This is a genomic window from Bacteroides parvus (genome assembly GCF_017309675.2).
Lineage (GTDB): Bacteria > Bacteroidota > Bacteroidia > Bacteroidales > Bacteroidaceae > Bacteroides > Bacteroides uniformis.
The window spans coordinates 3,103,765-3,121,719 of the sequence record NZ_CP084680.1 but is presented as its reverse complement, the minus strand read 5'-3'; the positions used below and the strand labels follow the sequence as shown (position 1 = coordinate 3,121,719).

Genomic DNA, 17,955 nt, shown 5'->3' with positions numbered 1-17,955 from the left:
GATAATTGATAGTTGATAATTGACAAAGGTAGGATTTATCCGGTAAAATGATGCGATAACTCCCGCTTTTTATGACATTTTTTTGCCGCACACTATTTCTTTTAATTTCTCTTTGCATAAATAACGCCCTGCAAGTTCACGGATTTCTTGCGGGGTAACTTCCTTGACAGCATCCAATGCTTCGGCAAAGTAAGTATCCTGCAAGCCCGATACCTGCACAAAAATCCAGGCATCCGCCAGCGAGAATGCAGATTCATAACTACGGCACATGTCTCCCAACATATAGTTCTTTACCATGGAAAGCTCTCCATCGGAAACCAGCTCGTTCTGAAGGCGGTCTATTTCATGATAGACCTCACCGATAAGAGGCTCCACAAATTCGTTGGCGGCTTCGGCACTGACCGCCAGCACTCCCTGCCCCGGATAGGGCATGATGGCTGCGGAGATACCGTACGTGTATCCTTTATCTTCCCGGATATTGGACATCAGGCGACTGCCAAAGTAGCCCCCGAACAGTGTGACCAGCACGCGGGCCTTCAAGTAGTCCGGATGATTACGGTCCAGGGAAAGCATGCCCATACGGACGGCACTTTGCAGGGCATCCGGACGTTCGATGAAGATACGTTTTCCGGAAGCGGTAACCGGATGGAATTCTGTCTTCTCCGGTTTGCGGAAATCCGTACCGAAAGCCTCGCAGCCAAACAAGGACTCTATCCGGCGGATGCAATCGTCGGTTACCTTGCCCGAGAGGTAGATGCTGCAATTATTAGAATGATAATAACGGTCATAAAACTCGCGTAGCACAGCAGGAGTGATGCGCTGATAATCCTCTTCCTGCACCAGACGTCCGCCGGGATGCTGCCCGCCGTACAGAGCCTTCACCAATCCGCGGTGCGCCAGGAAGTCCACCTTGGAAGAGTTGACAAGAAACTGCTGGATATTATTGTCTACAATCACTCCCAGCTCTTTCTCGGGAAATACCGGCTCTTTGACGATAGATTCCAATACATCAAGCGTTTGGGGAAGGTATTTATTCAGAGAATAAAGGGTGACATAGGCATACTCGGATGCACTGGACAATTCCAGCCAGGCTCCATAATAGTCCAGCTTTTCCGCTATCCGGGCGGCATCGTAGCGTCGGGTGCCCTCGCGAAGCATGCGGTTCGTAAACAACGCCTGCAAGGGCTGTTTCTGTTGCCATCGGCCGCCTGCCATGAGGAGATCGATACGTGTCACTTCATTGTCACCGGCATTGAGCACGCTCAATGGCACGCCATTAGGCAACTTGATACGTTCCGGCCTTTGCACCACCAGTTGTTCCGGTTCAAGAATCCGGGGTTGGTCACTTCGGTTCAGCATGGGCTTTCTAGTTTACAGCCCATGGCTTTTAAGAAATTCTTCTGCCCGTTCCAAATCTTGAGGAGTATCTATGCCGATAGTTTCCACATCCGTGACACCTACCTTGATGGTATATCCGTTTTCCAGCCAACGAAGCTGTTCCAATGATTCGGCAATCTCGAGGGATGACTGCGGAAGGGCGGTTATCTCTTTCAGTACCTCTACGCGATAGGCATAAAGGCCGATATGCTTATAATACGTATGGTTCTTCAGCCAGTCTTCCTTCGCCGCATTGCGCTGGTAGGGAATGATGGAACGGCTAAAATAGAGGGCATTCCTGTTTTTGTTGAGCACAACCTTCGGAGAGTTCACATTTTCCAGTGCCTCGAAACCATTATCTACCGTAAAGGGTTTCACCAGAGTGGCTATCTGGGTGGCCGGATCGTCGAAACATGCTTTGACGGCTTGTAACTGCGAAGGCTGGATGAAAGGCTCATCCCCCTGGATATTCACCACGACATCAAACTGTCCTCCTATTTTTGTACAAGCTTCCTGACAGCGGTCGGTGCCGCTTTTATGTTCGGTGGAAGTCATTACCACCTTTCCTCCGAATGCTTTTACTGCGACTTCAATACGCTCATCGTCCGTAGCCACGTATGCATCGTCCAAGATTCCTGCCACTTGCTCGTATACTCGCTGTATCACGGTTTTTCCGCCCAACACTGCCAATGGTTTGGCCGGAAAACGCGTAGATGCGTAACGGGCAGGTATGATTCCTAAAAATTTCATTTTCAATCTTCGTCTTTTAAAATGAGGGGGTGTCCGAAAGTGTTCATATACTATCGACACATCTCCTTATATTCTTTATTAATTATAACAGTTGTTTCAATCCTCGCAGGATATAATCACGTTTCAAATCTTTTGGCTTATAGACAGTCCCGTCACAAGACAACAAGTCTATATCCAGCCGTACAATTTCCTGTTCCTTCTCCTCGGGCTTCCTTCCGGCTTCCCGTTCGATGGCTTTCAGGCAGGCAGTGACTTCCTCTGCCGGATTATCGGAAGCGAAGCATGCCACCTGATTGGAGAACAGATTCGGACGGTGAAAGAACAAAGGTGCCGTCTCCTCCTCTTCCGAGAAACGTATTCCGGGAAAAAGTTCCGTCAAGCGTCTGCGAGCCAGTTCCATGTTCTCCCTCCGCTGCTCGTTGCTCCCAATACTAATCGTATAATCCACTTTCAATTTTCACCTTTCAACTAATTAAACAGTTCGTCGAGTCCCTCTATCGGTTCTTCTATATGGGTGTCTCCTTCCAGATTTATATCATCCTTGCACGGGTCATAGCCTTCGGGCAACTGGAATGTTTCATTTTCATCATATCCCAGCGATTTGTCACCGAGCACTTTCACCATGTATTTGGTCCAGATAGGCAATGCCATGGAAGCACCTTGTCCGTGAAGCATCGTATCGAAGTGGATGTCGCGGTCCTCACCGCCCACCCAGCAACCAGACACGAGCGAAGGCGTGAAGCCCATAAACCAGCCGTCGGCATTGTAGTTTGTCGTTCCGGTCTTGCCGCCCATGTCGGCTTTCACACCCAGACGGCGCACACGGCCTCCGGTACCTTCGTTGACAACGGCACGCAGCATGACCAGCATCTTGTAAGCGCTGGATACGCTGATGACTTCCTGCATTTCGGGGGCAAAGGTTGCCAGCACGTTTCCGTCGTTGTCCTCGATGCGGGTCACGAACAGCGGAGCTACCCGGATGCCCTTGTTGGGGAAAGCGGTATAGGCGCTCACCATCTCGCCGACGGAAATCTCGCACGGGCCCAGACAGAGTGAAACGGAAGGTACTATGTCGCGGTTGCGGACACCGAAAGTATGTATCAAGCGTTTCAGGTTATAGGGGTTCAGCTTGCTCATGAGATAGGCCGTAATCCAGTTGTCCGAGTTTGCCAGCCCCCACTTCACGGTCACCATGTCGCCAATCAGCTTTTTGTTGGCATTACGCGGCGTCCACGGTTTTCCGTTTTCATCAATCAGCGTGTATTCCACGTGGCGCACTTCGTCGCAGGGAGAAAAACCGTTCTCCATAGCCAGTGTATAAAGGAAAGGCTTGATGGTAGAACCTACCTGGCGGCGTCCCACCATGGCCATATCGTACTGGAAGTAATGGTAGTTCGGTCCGCCTACGTATGCCTTGACGTGTCCGTTGCGCGGGTCCATGGACATGAAACCGGCACGCAGGAAGAACTTGTAGTAACGGATGGAATCCATCGGGGTCATAATGGTGTCTTTCTCCCCTTCCCAACTGAATACGGACATCTCCTCCGGGGTGTCGAAGGCTTTCTTTATTTCAGCTTCGGTGGCTCCGGCTTTTTTCATGAGGCGGTAGCGGTCGGACAACCTCATGGCACGTCCCAGAATCTCGTCCACCTGCTCCTGGGTCAGACGGAAGGTGTAGGGAGCTTTCTTGGCTCCTTTCTTTTCCTTGAAGAAGTAACCTTGCAGTTCCTTCAGATGCTCTGTCACGGCATCCTCGGCATACTGCTGCATACGCGAGTCGAGCGTGGTATAGATTTTCAGCCCGTCGGTGTAGAGGTTGTATTTGGTACCGTCTTTCTTGGTATTCTTTTCGCACCATCCAAAGAGCGGGTTGTTCTCCCAGTCGAGTGAATCCTCGTAGTATTTCTGCATTTGCCAGCCGCGGTAATCAGCCTTGTCGGGCTTCTTGGCAGTGAGCACGCCGCGCAGGTATTCGCGGAAATAAGTGGCCAGCCCTTCCTTGTGGTCCACACGGTTGTATTTCAGTTTCAGAGGCAACGCCTGGAGGGAGTCGCGCTCGGCTTCCGTAATATATCCCGCTTTCCGCATCTGGTCGAGCACCACATTGCGCCGTCCGCGGGAACGTTCATTGTAGCGCACCGGATTATAGAGAGACGGATTCTTGCACATGCCCACCAACGTAGCCGCTTCCTCAATCTTCAAATCTTTCGGTTCGCAACCGAAGTAGGTAAAGGCAGCAGTCTTGATGCCTACCGCATTGTTCAGGAAATCGAACTTGTTGAGATACATGGTGAGGATTTCCTCTTTTGTATAGTAACGTTCCAGCTTTACGGCAATCACCCATTCGATAGGCTTCTGGAACAGACGTTCCATCACATTGTCAGCACTGGGGGAATAAAGCTGCTTGGAAAGCTGCTGGGTGATGGTACTGCCACCGCCGGCATTCTTCTGCATCAGGATACCGCGCTTCACTATGGCACGCGTCAGGGCGTAGGCATCAATGCCCGAATGTTCGGCAAAACGTACATCTTCCGTAGCTATCAAGGCGTTAATGATATTGGGCGACAAATCATTGTATCCCACAAACACGCGGTTTTCCTTACTATAGGAATAAGTACCCAATACTTTTCCGTCCTCGGAAAAGACTTCTGTGGCAAATTTGTAATTTGGATTTTCCAGGTCTTCCACCGGAGGCATATAGCCTATCCAGCCCTTGGCTATGGAAAAGAATATAAAGACACACACCAGCGAAATCAGTGCGATGAAAATCCATAGGATTTTGACGACTTTCCTTATCATGTTTCAGTTGCTAAAATCAAAGTTCAATAATAGGGCAAAGGTACGGAAATATATTAAACGCACCTATGCTTTCCCGTATCTTTTTCGACAAATAATCAGTATTTCACATTAGAAAACTCGTGTTTTTCATGCGTGTTTTTGCTCGTTTTTGGGCGATTTTTGCTTAAGAAACAGGATTTCCATTGATGTTTTTTTTAGTTTTTCTGCACTTAAACAGCTGCAATACAATACTGATACATAAAACGCAGATGCCATTTATACCTATAATTATATATCTAACAACAGCAACTACAAAAAAAAGTGCTGCTGTTGCCGATTCATACCCTTTGTAGATTTTGCAAAACAAATGCCGCACGGTTTGAAAAACAGCCCATATTTCGCAAAAAAACTTCCCCGCATATTTCCGTAGCCCGCATATTTTCCGTAACTTTACACTCTCGAAAAGTATAAATGAATTCAACGATATGGAAAACAGAAGTTTAGTCACCATTGCCGAGCATAGCCGGGAAAAAATCCTCTATATGCTCGAGATGGCGAAAGAATTTGAAGCCCATCCCAATCGGCATATATTGGACGGGAAAGTAGTTGCCACCTTATTTTTCGAGCCTTCCACCCGTACACGCCTCAGTTTCGAGACTGCCGCCAACCGGCTTGGAGCACGTGTCATCGGGTTCAGCGACCCAAAGGCCACCAGCTCATCCAAGGGCGAGACGCTGAAAGACACCATCAAGATGGTGAGCAACTATGCCGACATCATCGTGATGCGCCACCACCTCGAAGGAGCCGCACGCTATGCCAGTGAAGTCACCACCGTGCCCATTGTGAATGCAGGAGACGGTGCCAACCAGCACCCCTCACAGACCATGCTCGATCTCTATTCCATCTACAAGACACAAGGTACACTGGAGAACCTGAACATTTTTCTGGTCGGCGACTTGAAGTACGGCCGTACCGTCCACTCCCTGCTGATGGCCATGCGCCACTTCAACCCCACTTTCCACTTCATCGCTCCCGACGAGTTGCGGATGCCCGAAGAATACAAAATCTACTGCCGCGAGCACAACATCAAGTACGTGGAACATACGGACTTTACGGAAGAAATCATCGCAGACGCCGACATCCTCTACATGACCCGTGTGCAGCGCGAGCGCTTCACCGACCTTATGGAGTACGAGCGGGTGAAGAATGTCTACATCCTGCGCAACAAGATGCTGGAACATACCCGTCCCAACCTGCGCATTCTGCATCCGCTGCCCCGTGTCAACGAAATAGCCTATGATGTGGACGACAATCCCAAGGCATACTATTTCCAGCAGGCACAAAACGGACTGTATGCCCGTGAAGCTATTCTGTGCGATGTACTGGGCATCACACTGGATGAGGTGAAAAAGAGTAAAGGAGTAATTCAGTAGAATCGTCTAATAACTAATATTTCAAGATGTTAAGCGAAAAGAAACAGGAATTGCAGGTTGCTGCTCTGGAAAACGGCACTGTAATAGACCATATACCCTCCGAGAGACTGTTTACCGTAGTCTCCCTGCTCGGACTGGAACACATGAGCAACAATATCACCATCGGCTTCAACCTCAAGAGCAAGAAGCTGGGCACGAAAGGCATTATCAAGATTGCCGACAAGTTCTTCTGCGACGAAGAGATAAACCGTATCGCCGTGGTGGCTCCCAATGTAAAACTGAACATTATCCGCGACTACGAAGTGGTGGAGAAACGCGAAGTCCGCCTGCCCGACGAACTGCGCGGAATCGTGAAATGCGCCAACCCGAAGTGCATCACGAACAATGAGCCTATGCCTACGTTGTTTCATGTCGTGGATAAGGACAATTGCGTCATCAAATGCCACTACTGCGAAAAGGAGCAGACCAGAGAAGATATTGAGATTATATGAAAGAAGACTGGAAACCCGGAACCATGATTTATCCGCTGCCCGCCGTACTGGTGAGCTGCGGAAGCACTCCGGAGGAATATAACATTCTGACTATCGCATGGACGGGGACGATTTGTACGAACCCGCCCATGTGCTACATCTCCGTACGCCCCGAACGCCACTCCTACGACATCATCAAGCGGAATATGGAATTCGTCATCAACCTCACCACGAAAGACATGGCCCGTGCCACGGACTGGTGTGGCGTACGCTCCGGAAAGGACTACAACAAATTCGAGGAAATGCATCTGACACCCGGGAAAAGCACCGTAGTCAGCGCGCCTCTTATCGAGGAATCACCGCTTTGCATAGAATGCCGGGTAAAGGAGATTATGGCTCTCGGTTCGCACGACATGTTTATAGCAGATGTGGTAAATGTCCGTGCCGATACCCGTAATCTGAACCCTGAAACCGGCAAACTGGAACTGGCGGAAACGAATCCGCTGGTTTATGTGCACGGCGGATATTATGAGCTGGGGGAAAAGATAGGCAAGTTCGGATGGACGGTGGAGAAAAAGAAGTAATAATGCGATAAAGGTTTTAAGAGATGGAGCTGCGACGAATCCTGATGGGCTTATATCTGTTGGCCTTCCCCACCATGATGTGGGGACAGACTCCGATTGTGCCCGGTACTGCCGATGAAGAGCATTCCGGACACCGCAAGGAAACTCCGGTCAATTTCGGTTTCAAAGGCGGTTTCACCTCTTCCCTGTTCCTTGTGTCCCAGTTCAGCGTCAACGGAGTGCCCATCGACGAAGTGCAGAACAATTACAAGATAGGATATTTCGGTTCCCTTTTCATGCGGATAAACTTCGACCGCCACTTTCTGCAACCGGAAATATCCTACAACATCAACCGGTGCAACATCACCTTCGAGAAACCTCTGCCCGAAAACGCCGCATCAGGAGCCCTGCCGGAGGAAGCCTCCATTACATCGTCCATCCACAGTATAGACATCCCCGTCATCTACGGATACAACTTCGTCAAGGAGGGACCGTACAGCCTTGCCGTCTTTGGCGGACCCAAAGTGCGCTATATATGGGACCGGAAAAGCGACATCGACTTCGAGAATTTCGACCAGGTGAATATCCGTGAAAGGCTGCGTCCGCTCAATCTCAGCTTCACGGTCGGCGTATCCGTCACCATCTCACGCGTCTTTTTCGACTTCCGTTACGACATGGGGCTGCACAACATCTCCAAAAGTGTGACATACGATATTCCGGCCGACAACAACGCCGCAGACGAAAATACGAAAAACGAAATCCGTTTTCACCGCAGGGACAATGTGCTGAGTTTTTCTTTCGGAGTGTTCTTTTGACAGTAAATTTCTTCCTTTTCTTTCAATTTATTCATTTATTTCCCGTAAATTTGTGCGCTTAATAAGAGAACACAGATTTACCAAACTTATCTAATAAGCAGAATGAAAAGAGATGATTTAATTTTCGAACTTATCGAAAAAGAACACCAACGTCAGCTCAAAGGCATTGAACTGATTGCATCAGAGAACTTTGTAAGTGACCAAGTTATGCAGGCAATGGGCTCCTGCCTTACCAACAAGTATGCTGAAGGATACCCCGGCAAGCGTTACTATGGTGGCTGTGAGGTAGTGGATCAGAGTGAACAGATTGCCATCGACCGCCTGAAACAAATCTTCGGCGCAGAATGGGCCAACGTACAGCCGCACTCCGGTGCACAAGCTAATGCAGCCGTATTCCTCGCCGTGCTCAACCCGGGCGACAAATTCATGGGACTGAACCTTGCACACGGTGGTCACCTCTCCCATGGCTCCCTGGTCAACACTTCCGGTATTATCTATACTCCCTGCGAATACAATCTGAACCGGGAAACCGGACGCGTGGACTATGACCAGATGGAAGAAGTTGCCCTGCGCGAGAAACCCAAAATGATTATCGGCGGCGGTTCTGCTTATTCCCGCGAATGGGACTACAAGCGCATGCGCGAAATCGCGGACAAGATAGGTGCCATCCTGATGATTGACATGGCTCATCCTGCCGGACTGATTGCAGCCGGTGAACTGGATAACCCCGTGAAATACGCCCACATAGTGACCTCTACTACTCACAAGACTCTGCGTGGTCCTCGTGGTGGCGTTATCATGATGGGTAAGGACTTCCCCAATCCCTGGGGCAAGAAAACTCCGAAGGGAGAAATCAAGATGATGTCCCAGTTGCTGGATTCAGCCGTATTCCCCGGTATCCAAGGTGGTCCGCTGGAACATGTCATCGCAGCCAAAGCCGTTGCCTTCGGCGAAATCCTGCAACCGGAATGGAAAGAATATGCCAAGCAGGTGAAGAAAAATGCCGCTGTCCTGGCACAAGCCTTGATGGACCGTGGCTTCACTATTGTTTCCGGCGGTACGGACAACCACTCCATGCTGGTGGACCTGCGCAGCAAATATCCCGATTTGACCGGTAAGGTTGCCGAGAAAGCGTTGGTATCTGCCGACATCACCGTAAACAAAAACATGGTTCCGTTTGACAGCCGCTCGGCTTTCCAGACTTCCGGCATCCGTTTGGGTACTCCTGCCATCACAACCCGTGGTGCCAAGGAAGACCTGATGCTCGAAATTGCCGAGATGATTGAAACCGTTCTGTCCAACGTAGACAACGAACAAGTCATCGCAGAGGTACGTGCACGCGTCAATGCAAAGATGAAAGAATATCCTCTGTTTGCTTATTGATAAGCAAACAGCAATTAAGAATTAAAATTAAAGGCTGCGCGATGTTCGCTTTGAACTGCGCAGCCTTTATTCTTGCTTTTTAATTCTAAACGCGCTCCGCGCGTTTAGCTCAGCCCTTCTATATTTCCATCCACAATATCAATGTGTTCGGCTTGTGGTTTCTTTGGTAATCCCGGCATACGAAGAATTTCACCGGCGATGGCTACAATCATTTCCGCACCGTTGTTGACTACAATATCCTTGATATGGAATTCAAAGTTATTGACCGCACCATATATCTTCGGATCGGCAGAGAAGGAGTACTGCGTCTTGGCGATACAGACGGGGTAATGGCTGATACCCATCTGCTCTATCAGTTTGATAACCTTGCGGGAATGGAGACTGTAAGTCACTACACTTGCTCCGTAGAGGTTGCAGGCTACCTTTTCGATTTTGCGTTCCACGCAATCGTTCTCCTCGTAAGTGAAGGTCAGCGGCTCGGATGGTTTGTTCTCAATAGTATCTACTACCAGATTGGCAAGGTCAACGGCTCCCTCTCCTCCTTTGGCAAAGGCGTTGTTCACGGCAAAACCTACCTCGAGCTTTTCTTCGCAATGGCGGCGGATAGCTTCCACCTCCTCGTCCGTATCACTGGCAAAACGGTTGAATGCCACGATGACCTGCTGACCGAATGAACGCAAATTGCGTACATGCTTGTCCAGATTGCCGAAGCCCTCTTTCAGTCCTTCCATATTGGGTTCCTTGATGCGGTCCAGACTGACGCCGCCATGCATCTTCAATCCTTGTGCGGTAGCAACGATTATCGTCAACTTGGGTTGTAGGCCGCTCTTGCGGCACTTGATGTTGTAGAACTTCTCCGCACCCAGGTCAGCCCCGAAGCCGGCTTCCGTCACTACATAATCGCCGAATGTCATGGCCATTTTTGTGGCAAGAATGGAGTTGCAACCATGGGCAATATTTGCGAACGGTCCTCCATGAACAAAAGCGGCAGTACCTTCGGTAGTCTGCACCAAGTTGGGATTGATGGCATCTTTCAGCAGAACAGTAATGGCACCGGCTACTCCTAACTCTTTCACAGTGAATGGAGTACCATCAAAACGAAATCCCAAGATAATGTTCTCGATGCGACGGCGGAGGTCATCAAGGTCTGTTGCCAAGCAAAGAATGGCCATAATTTCAGAAGCCGGAGTAATGTCGAAGCCCGACTCCTCGGTAATGCCGTTAGTGCTCGGACCCAATCCGGTGACAATACTGCGCAAGGAACGGTCGTTTACATCGAGTACACGCCGCCAGATGATTTCTTTCAGTCCGAAGCCGTCCGCCTGATGTTGGTACAAATAATTGTCGAGTAATGCGGAAATCATGTTGTGTGCCGAAGTAATGGCGTGAAAGTCGCCCGTAAAGTGCAGGTTTATCTTCTCCATGGGAAGCACCTGGGCATATCCTCCGCCGGCAGCACCGCCTTTCATGCCGAAACAAGGACCCAAAGAGGGTTCGCGCAGAGCGACAATTGCCTTTTTGCCTATCTTGTTCAGTCCCAGTGCCAGACCGATGGATACGGTTGTTTTACCGATACCCGCCTTTGTCGCAGTAATTGCCGTCACCAGTATCAGATTACTTTTCTTCACCTTCTCTTCATCAATCAGATGAGTGGGAATCTTGGCTATGTATCGTCCATAGTTCTCTACCTCGTCACGCGGGATATCCACACTTTCGGCAACCTGCTTTATCTTCTTCAGCTCTATGCTGCGGGCTATTTCAATGTCCGATTTCATACAGAGTCTTTTCTTTAAATAACAACTTTAATGTTTTGAAAGTTGCAAAAGTACATTTTTTGTAGCAAACCACATCAAGGTAGAAATACTTTTATTACATTTGCAAGAGACAAAAACATGGTTCATCTTATGAATAAATCTGAATTGGATGTTACTTATTTCATCTCGTTCTGCATAGAGCAGTATAAAAAGAAGAACTCTATGCAGGGAAGGGAGGTAATGGAGTTGTTTGACAGATACGGAGTGTTACAATAGAGGCACTAACCTATCTCAATTATATTAAAGCAGAGGAGGTATACTATGAATAGAAAAATTACAGACAATAACCTATATTTATTGCTACCCTCCAAAGTCAGTCTGTTCAATTGCTTGAAAAGGAAAACACCAAATATTGGCATTACGGTCCTGTCGCATTGTATGAAAGTTTCATTAGAGAACGGGAATAATTTGATTATCATTCCATCAGTTTTCCCAGTTTCTCCAACAAACTGCCTTTCCCGTAACCGGACCACATCTCTACAACCTCTCCCTCCGGAGATAAAAACACATAGCGGGGAATGGAGCCTGCGCTATACTTGGCATACAATCCGTGATTGCCTTTCAAGTCATTCAAGTTCCACCAACTGATGGCATGATGGCGCGAAGCTATCTCCCAATTTGTTTTGTCATCAATGCTTATACTTACTACCTCCAAACGGTCTTTATACTTTTGGCTGATTTCCTTCATCTCCGGCAAAGCCTTGAGGCAAGGACCGCAACCACGGCTCCAGAAATCTATCAGCACCGCTTTCCCCTTGAAATCGGACAAGCGGTGTACGTTTCCTTGCAAGTCAAACAAGTCACCATCCGCAGCTTGCTCTTGGGTAGCAACCGTCTGGGCAGGAAATAGATATGCCCGGATATCCAGAGCTTCCGGTGTCTCGCGCTGTTCATCGGTAAGTCTGGCATATAACTCCTCTACTTCTTTGCGATAGGGATATCCCTTGGTGTACCTCACCCCTATCGCCAGACTTTTCAGTTTATCCATCCATACCTCCTCTATCGGCAACTGCTTCATGCGGGCTATAACATTGGAATCTATGCGGATATCCAAATCATTTTCTACTTTCTCCAAGCTGTCACGTAGAGCAACGACCTTTGCCAACACCTCCTTATCATCCGGTTTCCGGGGATATTTGCGCATCAATCGCATGTGCTCCATTCTATTCTCCTGATTATGGTTCCATAAATCCCGTGAATCGTTTACAAAAAGCTGCCATATCTTCTGTTGCGGCATTTCACTTTCCACCTGCCAGGTGTAGATGTTCATATCCTCGCCCGTCAAGCGGATATGGGAACCTTCCTTAGCCCAAAGGGACAATCCCATACTATACAGATTACCGTCACGAATCATCAAACTCAAACGTTCTGTATCTGTTTTAGAGATAGGTATTTCAAAACGAAAACTGTCTCCCTGAAGGGTATCTGTTGCAATACTGTTTCCCACGTCTCCTTCCATCCGAAATAGATTCAGGCAGACTCCTTGCTTCACATTCTTTACTTTTCCTTCAATGACACAAGTACCTTGCGCCTGCATACAAACGCTTACTAATAACAGAAATACAGCGCTTACTACCTTCCTGCAGTTCATATCCTTTATCGATTTTGATTAACAATGAACAATGATACTAAGAATAAAAGGAATTACGAAAATATCGTAATCCCTTTTATTCATATTTAACATCGACCTTTTTTATTGTAACTATTCAGCGAATAATTACTTTTTATTTGAACCGCGACGTATCCACCGCCTCCCGTTGCTTCTCCTTATATCCTCCGAATTTATAGGTAAACGATACGCCGAATTCGCGGAAGCATGAGTAATGATTCGTCACATTCTGCGTCTTGAAACGGATGCGGGGAGAAATCTGTCCCGTCTCAAAAATATCGTTGCAGTAGAGGTTGAGGATGGCTTTGTTCTTGGCAAAGCCGTAGCGCAGGGCAATATTCACATTGCCCGACGTAGGCAGGTCGTAAATGCCCTGAATGGCTTTACTATGCACAAAGCCGGTCACCGTCAGCTTCAAGTCGGGTTTGGTGGAGAGAGTAAAAGTATTGCTCATCTGGGCAATGCCATAGCATTGCTTTCTGTCGAAAGGAATATCCCAGAAATCACCATCCTTTTCGCGGTGCCACAAGCCTATGAGGGTAAGGCGAGAATTCAACCAATCCTTCACCTTAAATGGGATAGAGGCTTGTATTCCTGCTTGTTGCTGATAATCAAAATTGAGTGTCTTGTAGATTTCAACCAGACGTTCGGAGGATTGGTAGAGTGTCTGTACAGAGTAGTCCTTGGTGTGGTTGAACCAGGCGCTGAAGATGTATTTGCTCTTCAAAATATAGGTCATTTTCAGCTCATACTCTTGTGCCGGTTTCAGCAACGGATTACCATGCAGCTCAGAGTATCCACCGCCGATGTAAGAGACGGCATCCTGCACCGCCCAGTAGTCGGGATAGTCCTTGTCGCTGCTCAGAGAGAGCTGAAGGATATGTCCCGGTGCCGGCATATAGTTCAAGTTGACGATGGGATACCAGTCCCACTGGTTCCAGACGGGAGTCTTGTAATGCTCCACAGCCAGGGAAGCGTCCAAAGCGAGTTTGTCGCCGAAACTCTTGCTGAAACCTGCATAGATATTCCAGGTCTGTTCGCGGCGGCGGGACTTCATATTGCTTAAGGCATCTGAGGAGGTCAGTTGTTCGCCGGTTTCGGGGTCGTAATAATATTGGTAGCTGTTGTCGATGCTGGTAGTATAGATGGCTCCGTAATTCAAATCCCAACCTTTTCCCAGACTATGCTCCTGGGCCAGAAAGAATTTCCATCGGTTGATGCGTTGGCAATCTTCGGTGTAGAAGTCAAGTTCCTCATCCTGCATGCGGCTATGCAGCAACTGGTCGGACGGGGAACGGTAGTAGGTCAGTTCGGCACCGGCTTTGAGGCCGAAAGGGGTACGATAGTCCAGACGGCCGTTGTGCAGCCAGTCAGTGCTATTGCCATGAGTTGTGGACACCTGCGTGCCCGTCACGCCCTTCCAGTTGTGGGAGGTGGAATAGCCACCGTTATAGACGAAACTCAGCTGATGGTCCTTGGCGATGTTATAGTCCGCCCCTACCCTGAAATTATGGGTATGGCTGCGGCCACGGCCCACCTCATCTGTTGTCATGGGGTGAACCGAGCCGTCTGCCAGGGTGTGCACAGCCTCTTTGTCGGTAGTAGAGTAGCCCCGGCCATGGCTGTGCGAGTAAAGAAAATCTGCTGAGAATTTATTTTTGCTGAAGAGCAGGCTGGCGCGTTCCTCAAAGCCTTCGTTATGCTTCTGGCGATACTTGGCATAGAGTTCGCCTTGCCAGGAGCCGGGGCCGCCTGCCGATTGTTTCAGGGTGATATTGATCAGTGCGCCACGCACCTGGTAGCGTGCAGGGGCGTTGTACATCACTTCCGCCTTCTCTATGCGGCTGGCAGGGATGCTGCGCAGCAAGGAATAGAGCTGCTCTGTGCTGAGGGTGGTTACTTTGCCGTCCAGGATAACGGTGACTCCCTGGCCTGCCAACTGCAGCCCGCCATTCATCTCGATGACGCCGGGAAGCTCTTTCACGGCATCGTAGGCATTGTCTACAGGGAGGTTCCGGATAAGGCGGGGCAGGTCGTACACCAGCTTGCCTTGCGCTGCCTTAACGATGGGGCGTTCACCGGTAATCATCACTTCCGGCAAGGTCTGATAAAGACTGTCCAGACGGGCATCGGTCGTGATAAGGCTGTCGGCGCTGAGGATGCGGTTGTCGTCCGCACCGGAGGTGGTTGCAGTACCGTTATTCTCTTGTGCCGAAAGGCTGATGCTCAAAGCACAGCATACAATAGGGAGTAAATAGAATCGTTTCATGTTCTTCTTTTTATTTATGTTTATATTCTTCTTCTGCAAATCTTCGTCTGCAAAGTACGGCAGAATCAGCAGAAACTTGTGTTATCAGCGGCTTACCAAGTGTTATCCAGTGTTATCGGGAGTGTTATTTAGTCTTATCGGATGATAGGTTTCACAATATTAATCTTACCTTTGTATGTATAAAAGTAACCGGAAACAAACATGAAACTGCCATTCAAATATATTGCCATACTTGTCATCGTCTCCCTGGCCGGTATCTTCGCCTACCAAGCCTACTGGCTGACGGGGCTCTACCATACCATGCACAGCGAAATGGAAAGGGACATCACCGAAGCCATGCGCATGAGCGACTATAACGAAATGATGATACGCGTGGATAAAATGAAGCAGGACGACATCAACCACGGTGAAGTCAGCGTATCAGCCGGATACAGCGATGACGGAAAATCATTTGTCCGTAGCAGTACCACCATCTCCCGTGAAGATTCTTTGGACAACGCTACCCTGCACGAAACCTTCATGCCCAAAGGAGACAGTGTTTACGTGACCCACCCGAACGATTCAACCCGCGTGGAAGTCAGTGTCAGGAAGAACGTTCCTTTGCTCACCAAAGAGGACAGTGTGCTTTTCATCGACCAGTACAGGGAAACGGATAAAGTCCGTTGGATGTCTGCCGATTCTGCCCGAGAGCCTCTGGAAGAAGCAGTCAGGGACTCAGACAGCTCTCCCCAATCCGCATTGAGTGCCAAAGAGAGACTGGATGTGATTTTGCGCGACCAAAACAGTATGCTGGAACTCGCCACCTACTTCCAGCGCGGACTGCATTCGGGACTGGACATCATTTCCGACCCCGACGTAGTGCTTTATGACAGCCTGCTGACTTCATTCCTGCACGACCGTAACATCAATCTTCCCCATAGGCTGCTACATCTTCACAAAGGCAGCAAATGGGACTCTACCATTCTCTATATAGATACATTGGTAAACATCGGTACCCCCGGCTATGTGCCTACCTCAAAAGCCGTGGAATATAATTATTCTTTCGACATCAATACAAATCAAAGCTACCGTCTCATCATGGAACCGGCCGGCATGTTGGTCTTGCGACAGATGTCGGGCATTCTCACCACATCATTCGTTATTCTGATCGTACTCGCTTTCTCCTTCTGGTTCTTGATACGCACCATCCTGAAACAGAAGACACTGGAAGAGATGAAGAGCGATTTCACCAACAACATCACCCACGAACTGAAAACCCCCATCGCCGTAGCATATGCCGCCAACGACGCTCTGCTCAACTTCAACCAAGCGGAGGAAAAGGCCCAACGCGACAAATACCTGCGTATCTGCCAGGAACAGCTTCAGCGCCTCAGTGGACTGGTTGAACAGATACTTTCCATGAGTATGGAACGCCGCAGGACTTTCCGCCTGCACCCGGAGGAGTTTGCAATACGTGATATTCTGGAAACGCTCATCGAACAACACAAGCTGAAAGCGGAAAGCTCCGTCCATATATCGGTGGACATCGAACCGGAAGATCTGAGCGTACTTGCCGACCGTACGCATTTCAGCAACATCATCAGCAACCTGATAGACAACGCCATCAAATATTCGCATGGAGAAGCCGAAGTGACCATCCATTGCCGCAAGGTAACCGTCGAAGGGCAGAATGAACAGACTGAAATCTCCGTCAGCGACCACGGTATCGGTATTGCTCCCGAGAAGCAGAAGCACATCTTCGACAAATTCTACCGCGTACCCACGGGTAATCTGCACGATGTGAAAGGCTATGGGCTGGGATTGTTCTATGTGAAGACCATGATAGAGAAGCATGGTGGCAGCGTATCGGTAAAGAGTGAGTTGGGAAAAGGAAGTACCTTTACGATAAGGATATGATAACATTATTTGTTAGGGTACTTTACATTACTTGTTAAGGAGCTTTACATTACTTGTAACAAAAGCGACAATTATGGAAAAGATAACCGTACTTCTGGTTGAGGACGAACAGACCCTCGCCATGATTATCAAGGACACATTGGAAGGGCAGAACTTCATCATCCACACCGCAGCAGACGGTGAAGAGGGATTGCGCAAGTTCTTCGACCTCCACCCCGACGTGCTGGTGGCAGACGTGATGATGCCCCGCATGGACGGCTTTGAAATGGTGCGCCGCATCCGGCAGACCGACAAACAGACCCCGGTACTGTTCCTTACCGCCCGCTCCGCCATCAACGATGTGGTGGAAGGGTTTGAGCTGGGTGCCAACGACTACCTGAAAAAGCCTTTTGGAATGCAGGAACTCATTATCCGCATAAAGGCCCTGGTAGGCAAAGCTTTCTCCTTTACAGAAGAAAAGCCCAAAGAAACTACCGTTTTTGAAATCGGTGACTACCGTTTCAATTCCGTCACTCAACGACTTGCTTTTGCAGGCAGCACCCCGACTTCACCTAACGCGGATACGGAAGTGGAACTCTCCCACCGCGAGTCCGAAATACTGAAACGCCTTTGCGAGAACCGCAACCAGGTGGTCAACACCCAGAACGTATTGCTCGACCTCTGGGGAGACGACAGCTTCTTCAACTCCCGCAGCCTGCATGTGTTCATCACCAAACTGCGGCATAAACTGGCCGGAGACGAGCGCATCCGTATCGTCAATGTGCGGGGAATAGGATATAAACTAATAGTGAACTAAAC

At 49.0% G+C, this 17,955-nt stretch carries 15 protein-coding genes; 8 read left to right on the top strand and 7 right to left on the bottom strand.

Features of this window, described 5'->3' with window-relative positions; all coding sequences use genetic code 11:
* Nucleotides 1-69: 69 nt before the first annotated feature.
* The 4 genes from JXR92_RS12690 to JXR92_RS12675 all read right to left on the bottom strand — a co-directional run bounded on the left by JXR92_RS12690 (nucleotide 70) and on the right by JXR92_RS12675 (nucleotide 4,926).
* Nucleotides 70-1,359: a M16 family metallopeptidase gene (locus JXR92_RS12690; protein ID WP_117966427.1), complete on the bottom strand. Its 1,290-nt coding sequence runs from the start codon at nucleotides 1,357-1,359 to the stop codon at nucleotides 70-72.
* A 12-nt stretch (nucleotides 1,360-1,371) separates the two neighbouring features.
* Entirely contained in the window at nucleotides 1,372-2,127 is a 756-nt protein-coding gene (gene kdsB, locus JXR92_RS12685) for a 3-deoxy-manno-octulosonate cytidylyltransferase (RefSeq protein ID WP_117966425.1), read from the bottom strand.
* 82 nt (nucleotides 2,128-2,209) lie between these two features.
* Entirely contained in the window at nucleotides 2,210-2,575 is a 366-nt protein-coding gene (locus tag JXR92_RS12680; protein WP_117966482.1) for a 2-amino-4-hydroxy-6-hydroxymethyldihydropteridine diphosphokinase, read from the bottom strand.
* A 20-nt stretch (nucleotides 2,576-2,595) separates the two neighbouring features.
* The gene (locus JXR92_RS12675) at nucleotides 2,596-4,926 is read right to left on the bottom strand and encodes a transglycosylase domain-containing protein (protein ID WP_117966422.1); all 2,331 of its coding nucleotides are present in this window, start codon (nucleotides 4,924-4,926) and stop codon (nucleotides 2,596-2,598) included.
* Nucleotides 4,927-5,390: 464 nt separating this feature from the next.
* Between JXR92_RS12675 and pyrB the strand changes: the two genes are divergently transcribed.
* The 5 genes from pyrB to glyA all read left to right on the top strand — a co-directional run bounded on the left by pyrB (nucleotide 5,391) and on the right by glyA (nucleotide 9,569).
* Nucleotides 5,391-6,338, top strand: coding sequence for an aspartate carbamoyltransferase (gene pyrB, locus JXR92_RS12670; RefSeq protein WP_005829081.1), 948 nt, complete (start codon nucleotides 5,391-5,393; stop codon nucleotides 6,336-6,338).
* A gap of 26 nt (nucleotides 6,339-6,364) precedes the next feature.
* Nucleotides 6,365-6,829, top strand: a complete 465-nt coding sequence (gene pyrI / locus JXR92_RS12665) for an aspartate carbamoyltransferase regulatory subunit (protein ID WP_117966419.1) — start codon at nucleotides 6,365-6,367, stop codon at nucleotides 6,827-6,829.
* On the top strand, nucleotides 6,826-7,392 hold the full coding sequence (locus JXR92_RS12660; protein ID WP_117599593.1) for a flavin reductase family protein: 567 nt from the start codon (nucleotides 6,826-6,828) through the stop codon (nucleotides 7,390-7,392). The genes pyrI and JXR92_RS12660 overlap by 4 nt, the downstream gene beginning before the upstream one ends.
* A gap of 23 nt (nucleotides 7,393-7,415) precedes the next feature.
* Entirely contained in the window at nucleotides 7,416-8,186 is a 771-nt protein-coding gene (locus JXR92_RS12655; RefSeq protein ID WP_117966416.1) for a porin family protein, read from the top strand.
* Between the two features lie 102 nt (nucleotides 8,187-8,288).
* Nucleotides 8,289-9,569, top strand: a complete 1,281-nt coding sequence (gene glyA / locus JXR92_RS12650; RefSeq protein WP_117599591.1) for a serine hydroxymethyltransferase — start codon at nucleotides 8,289-8,291, stop codon at nucleotides 9,567-9,569.
* Nucleotides 9,570-9,673: 104 nt separating this feature from the next.
* On the opposite strand, the gene JXR92_RS12645 is transcribed toward glyA, so the two are convergent.
* A complete protein-coding gene (locus tag JXR92_RS12645) occupies nucleotides 9,674-11,344 on the bottom strand; it encodes a formate--tetrahydrofolate ligase (RefSeq protein WP_119962218.1) in 1,671 nt (556 codons plus the stop codon).
* 129 nt (nucleotides 11,345-11,473) lie between these two features.
* On the opposite strand from JXR92_RS12645, the gene JXR92_RS12640 reads away from it, so the two are divergent.
* Nucleotides 11,474-11,599, top strand: coding sequence for a DUF3791 domain-containing protein (locus tag JXR92_RS12640; protein WP_117966480.1), 126 nt, complete (start codon nucleotides 11,474-11,476; stop codon nucleotides 11,597-11,599).
* A 199-nt stretch (nucleotides 11,600-11,798) separates the two neighbouring features.
* On the opposite strand, the gene JXR92_RS12635 is transcribed toward JXR92_RS12640, so the two are convergent.
* Nucleotides 11,799-12,974, bottom strand: a complete 1,176-nt coding sequence (locus JXR92_RS12635; RefSeq protein ID WP_226791163.1) for a TlpA family protein disulfide reductase — start codon at nucleotides 12,972-12,974, stop codon at nucleotides 11,799-11,801.
* 133 nt (nucleotides 12,975-13,107) lie between these two features.
* Nucleotides 13,108-15,261, bottom strand: coding sequence for an outer membrane beta-barrel family protein (locus JXR92_RS12630; protein ID WP_117599734.1), 2,154 nt, complete (start codon nucleotides 15,259-15,261; stop codon nucleotides 13,108-13,110).
* Nucleotides 15,262-15,462: 201 nt separating this feature from the next.
* Between JXR92_RS12630 and JXR92_RS12625 the strand changes: the two genes are divergently transcribed.
* Together JXR92_RS12625 and JXR92_RS12620 are read left to right on the top strand one after the other, a co-directional pair.
* Nucleotides 15,463-17,157: a sensor histidine kinase gene (locus tag JXR92_RS12625; RefSeq protein WP_119962215.1), complete on the top strand. Its 1,695-nt coding sequence runs from the start codon at nucleotides 15,463-15,465 to the stop codon at nucleotides 17,155-17,157.
* Between the two features lie 73 nt (nucleotides 17,158-17,230).
* On the top strand, nucleotides 17,231-17,953 hold the full coding sequence (locus JXR92_RS12620) for a response regulator transcription factor (RefSeq protein ID WP_131226268.1): 723 nt from the start codon (nucleotides 17,231-17,233) through the stop codon (nucleotides 17,951-17,953).
* Nucleotides 17,954-17,955 lie beyond the last annotated feature (2 nt).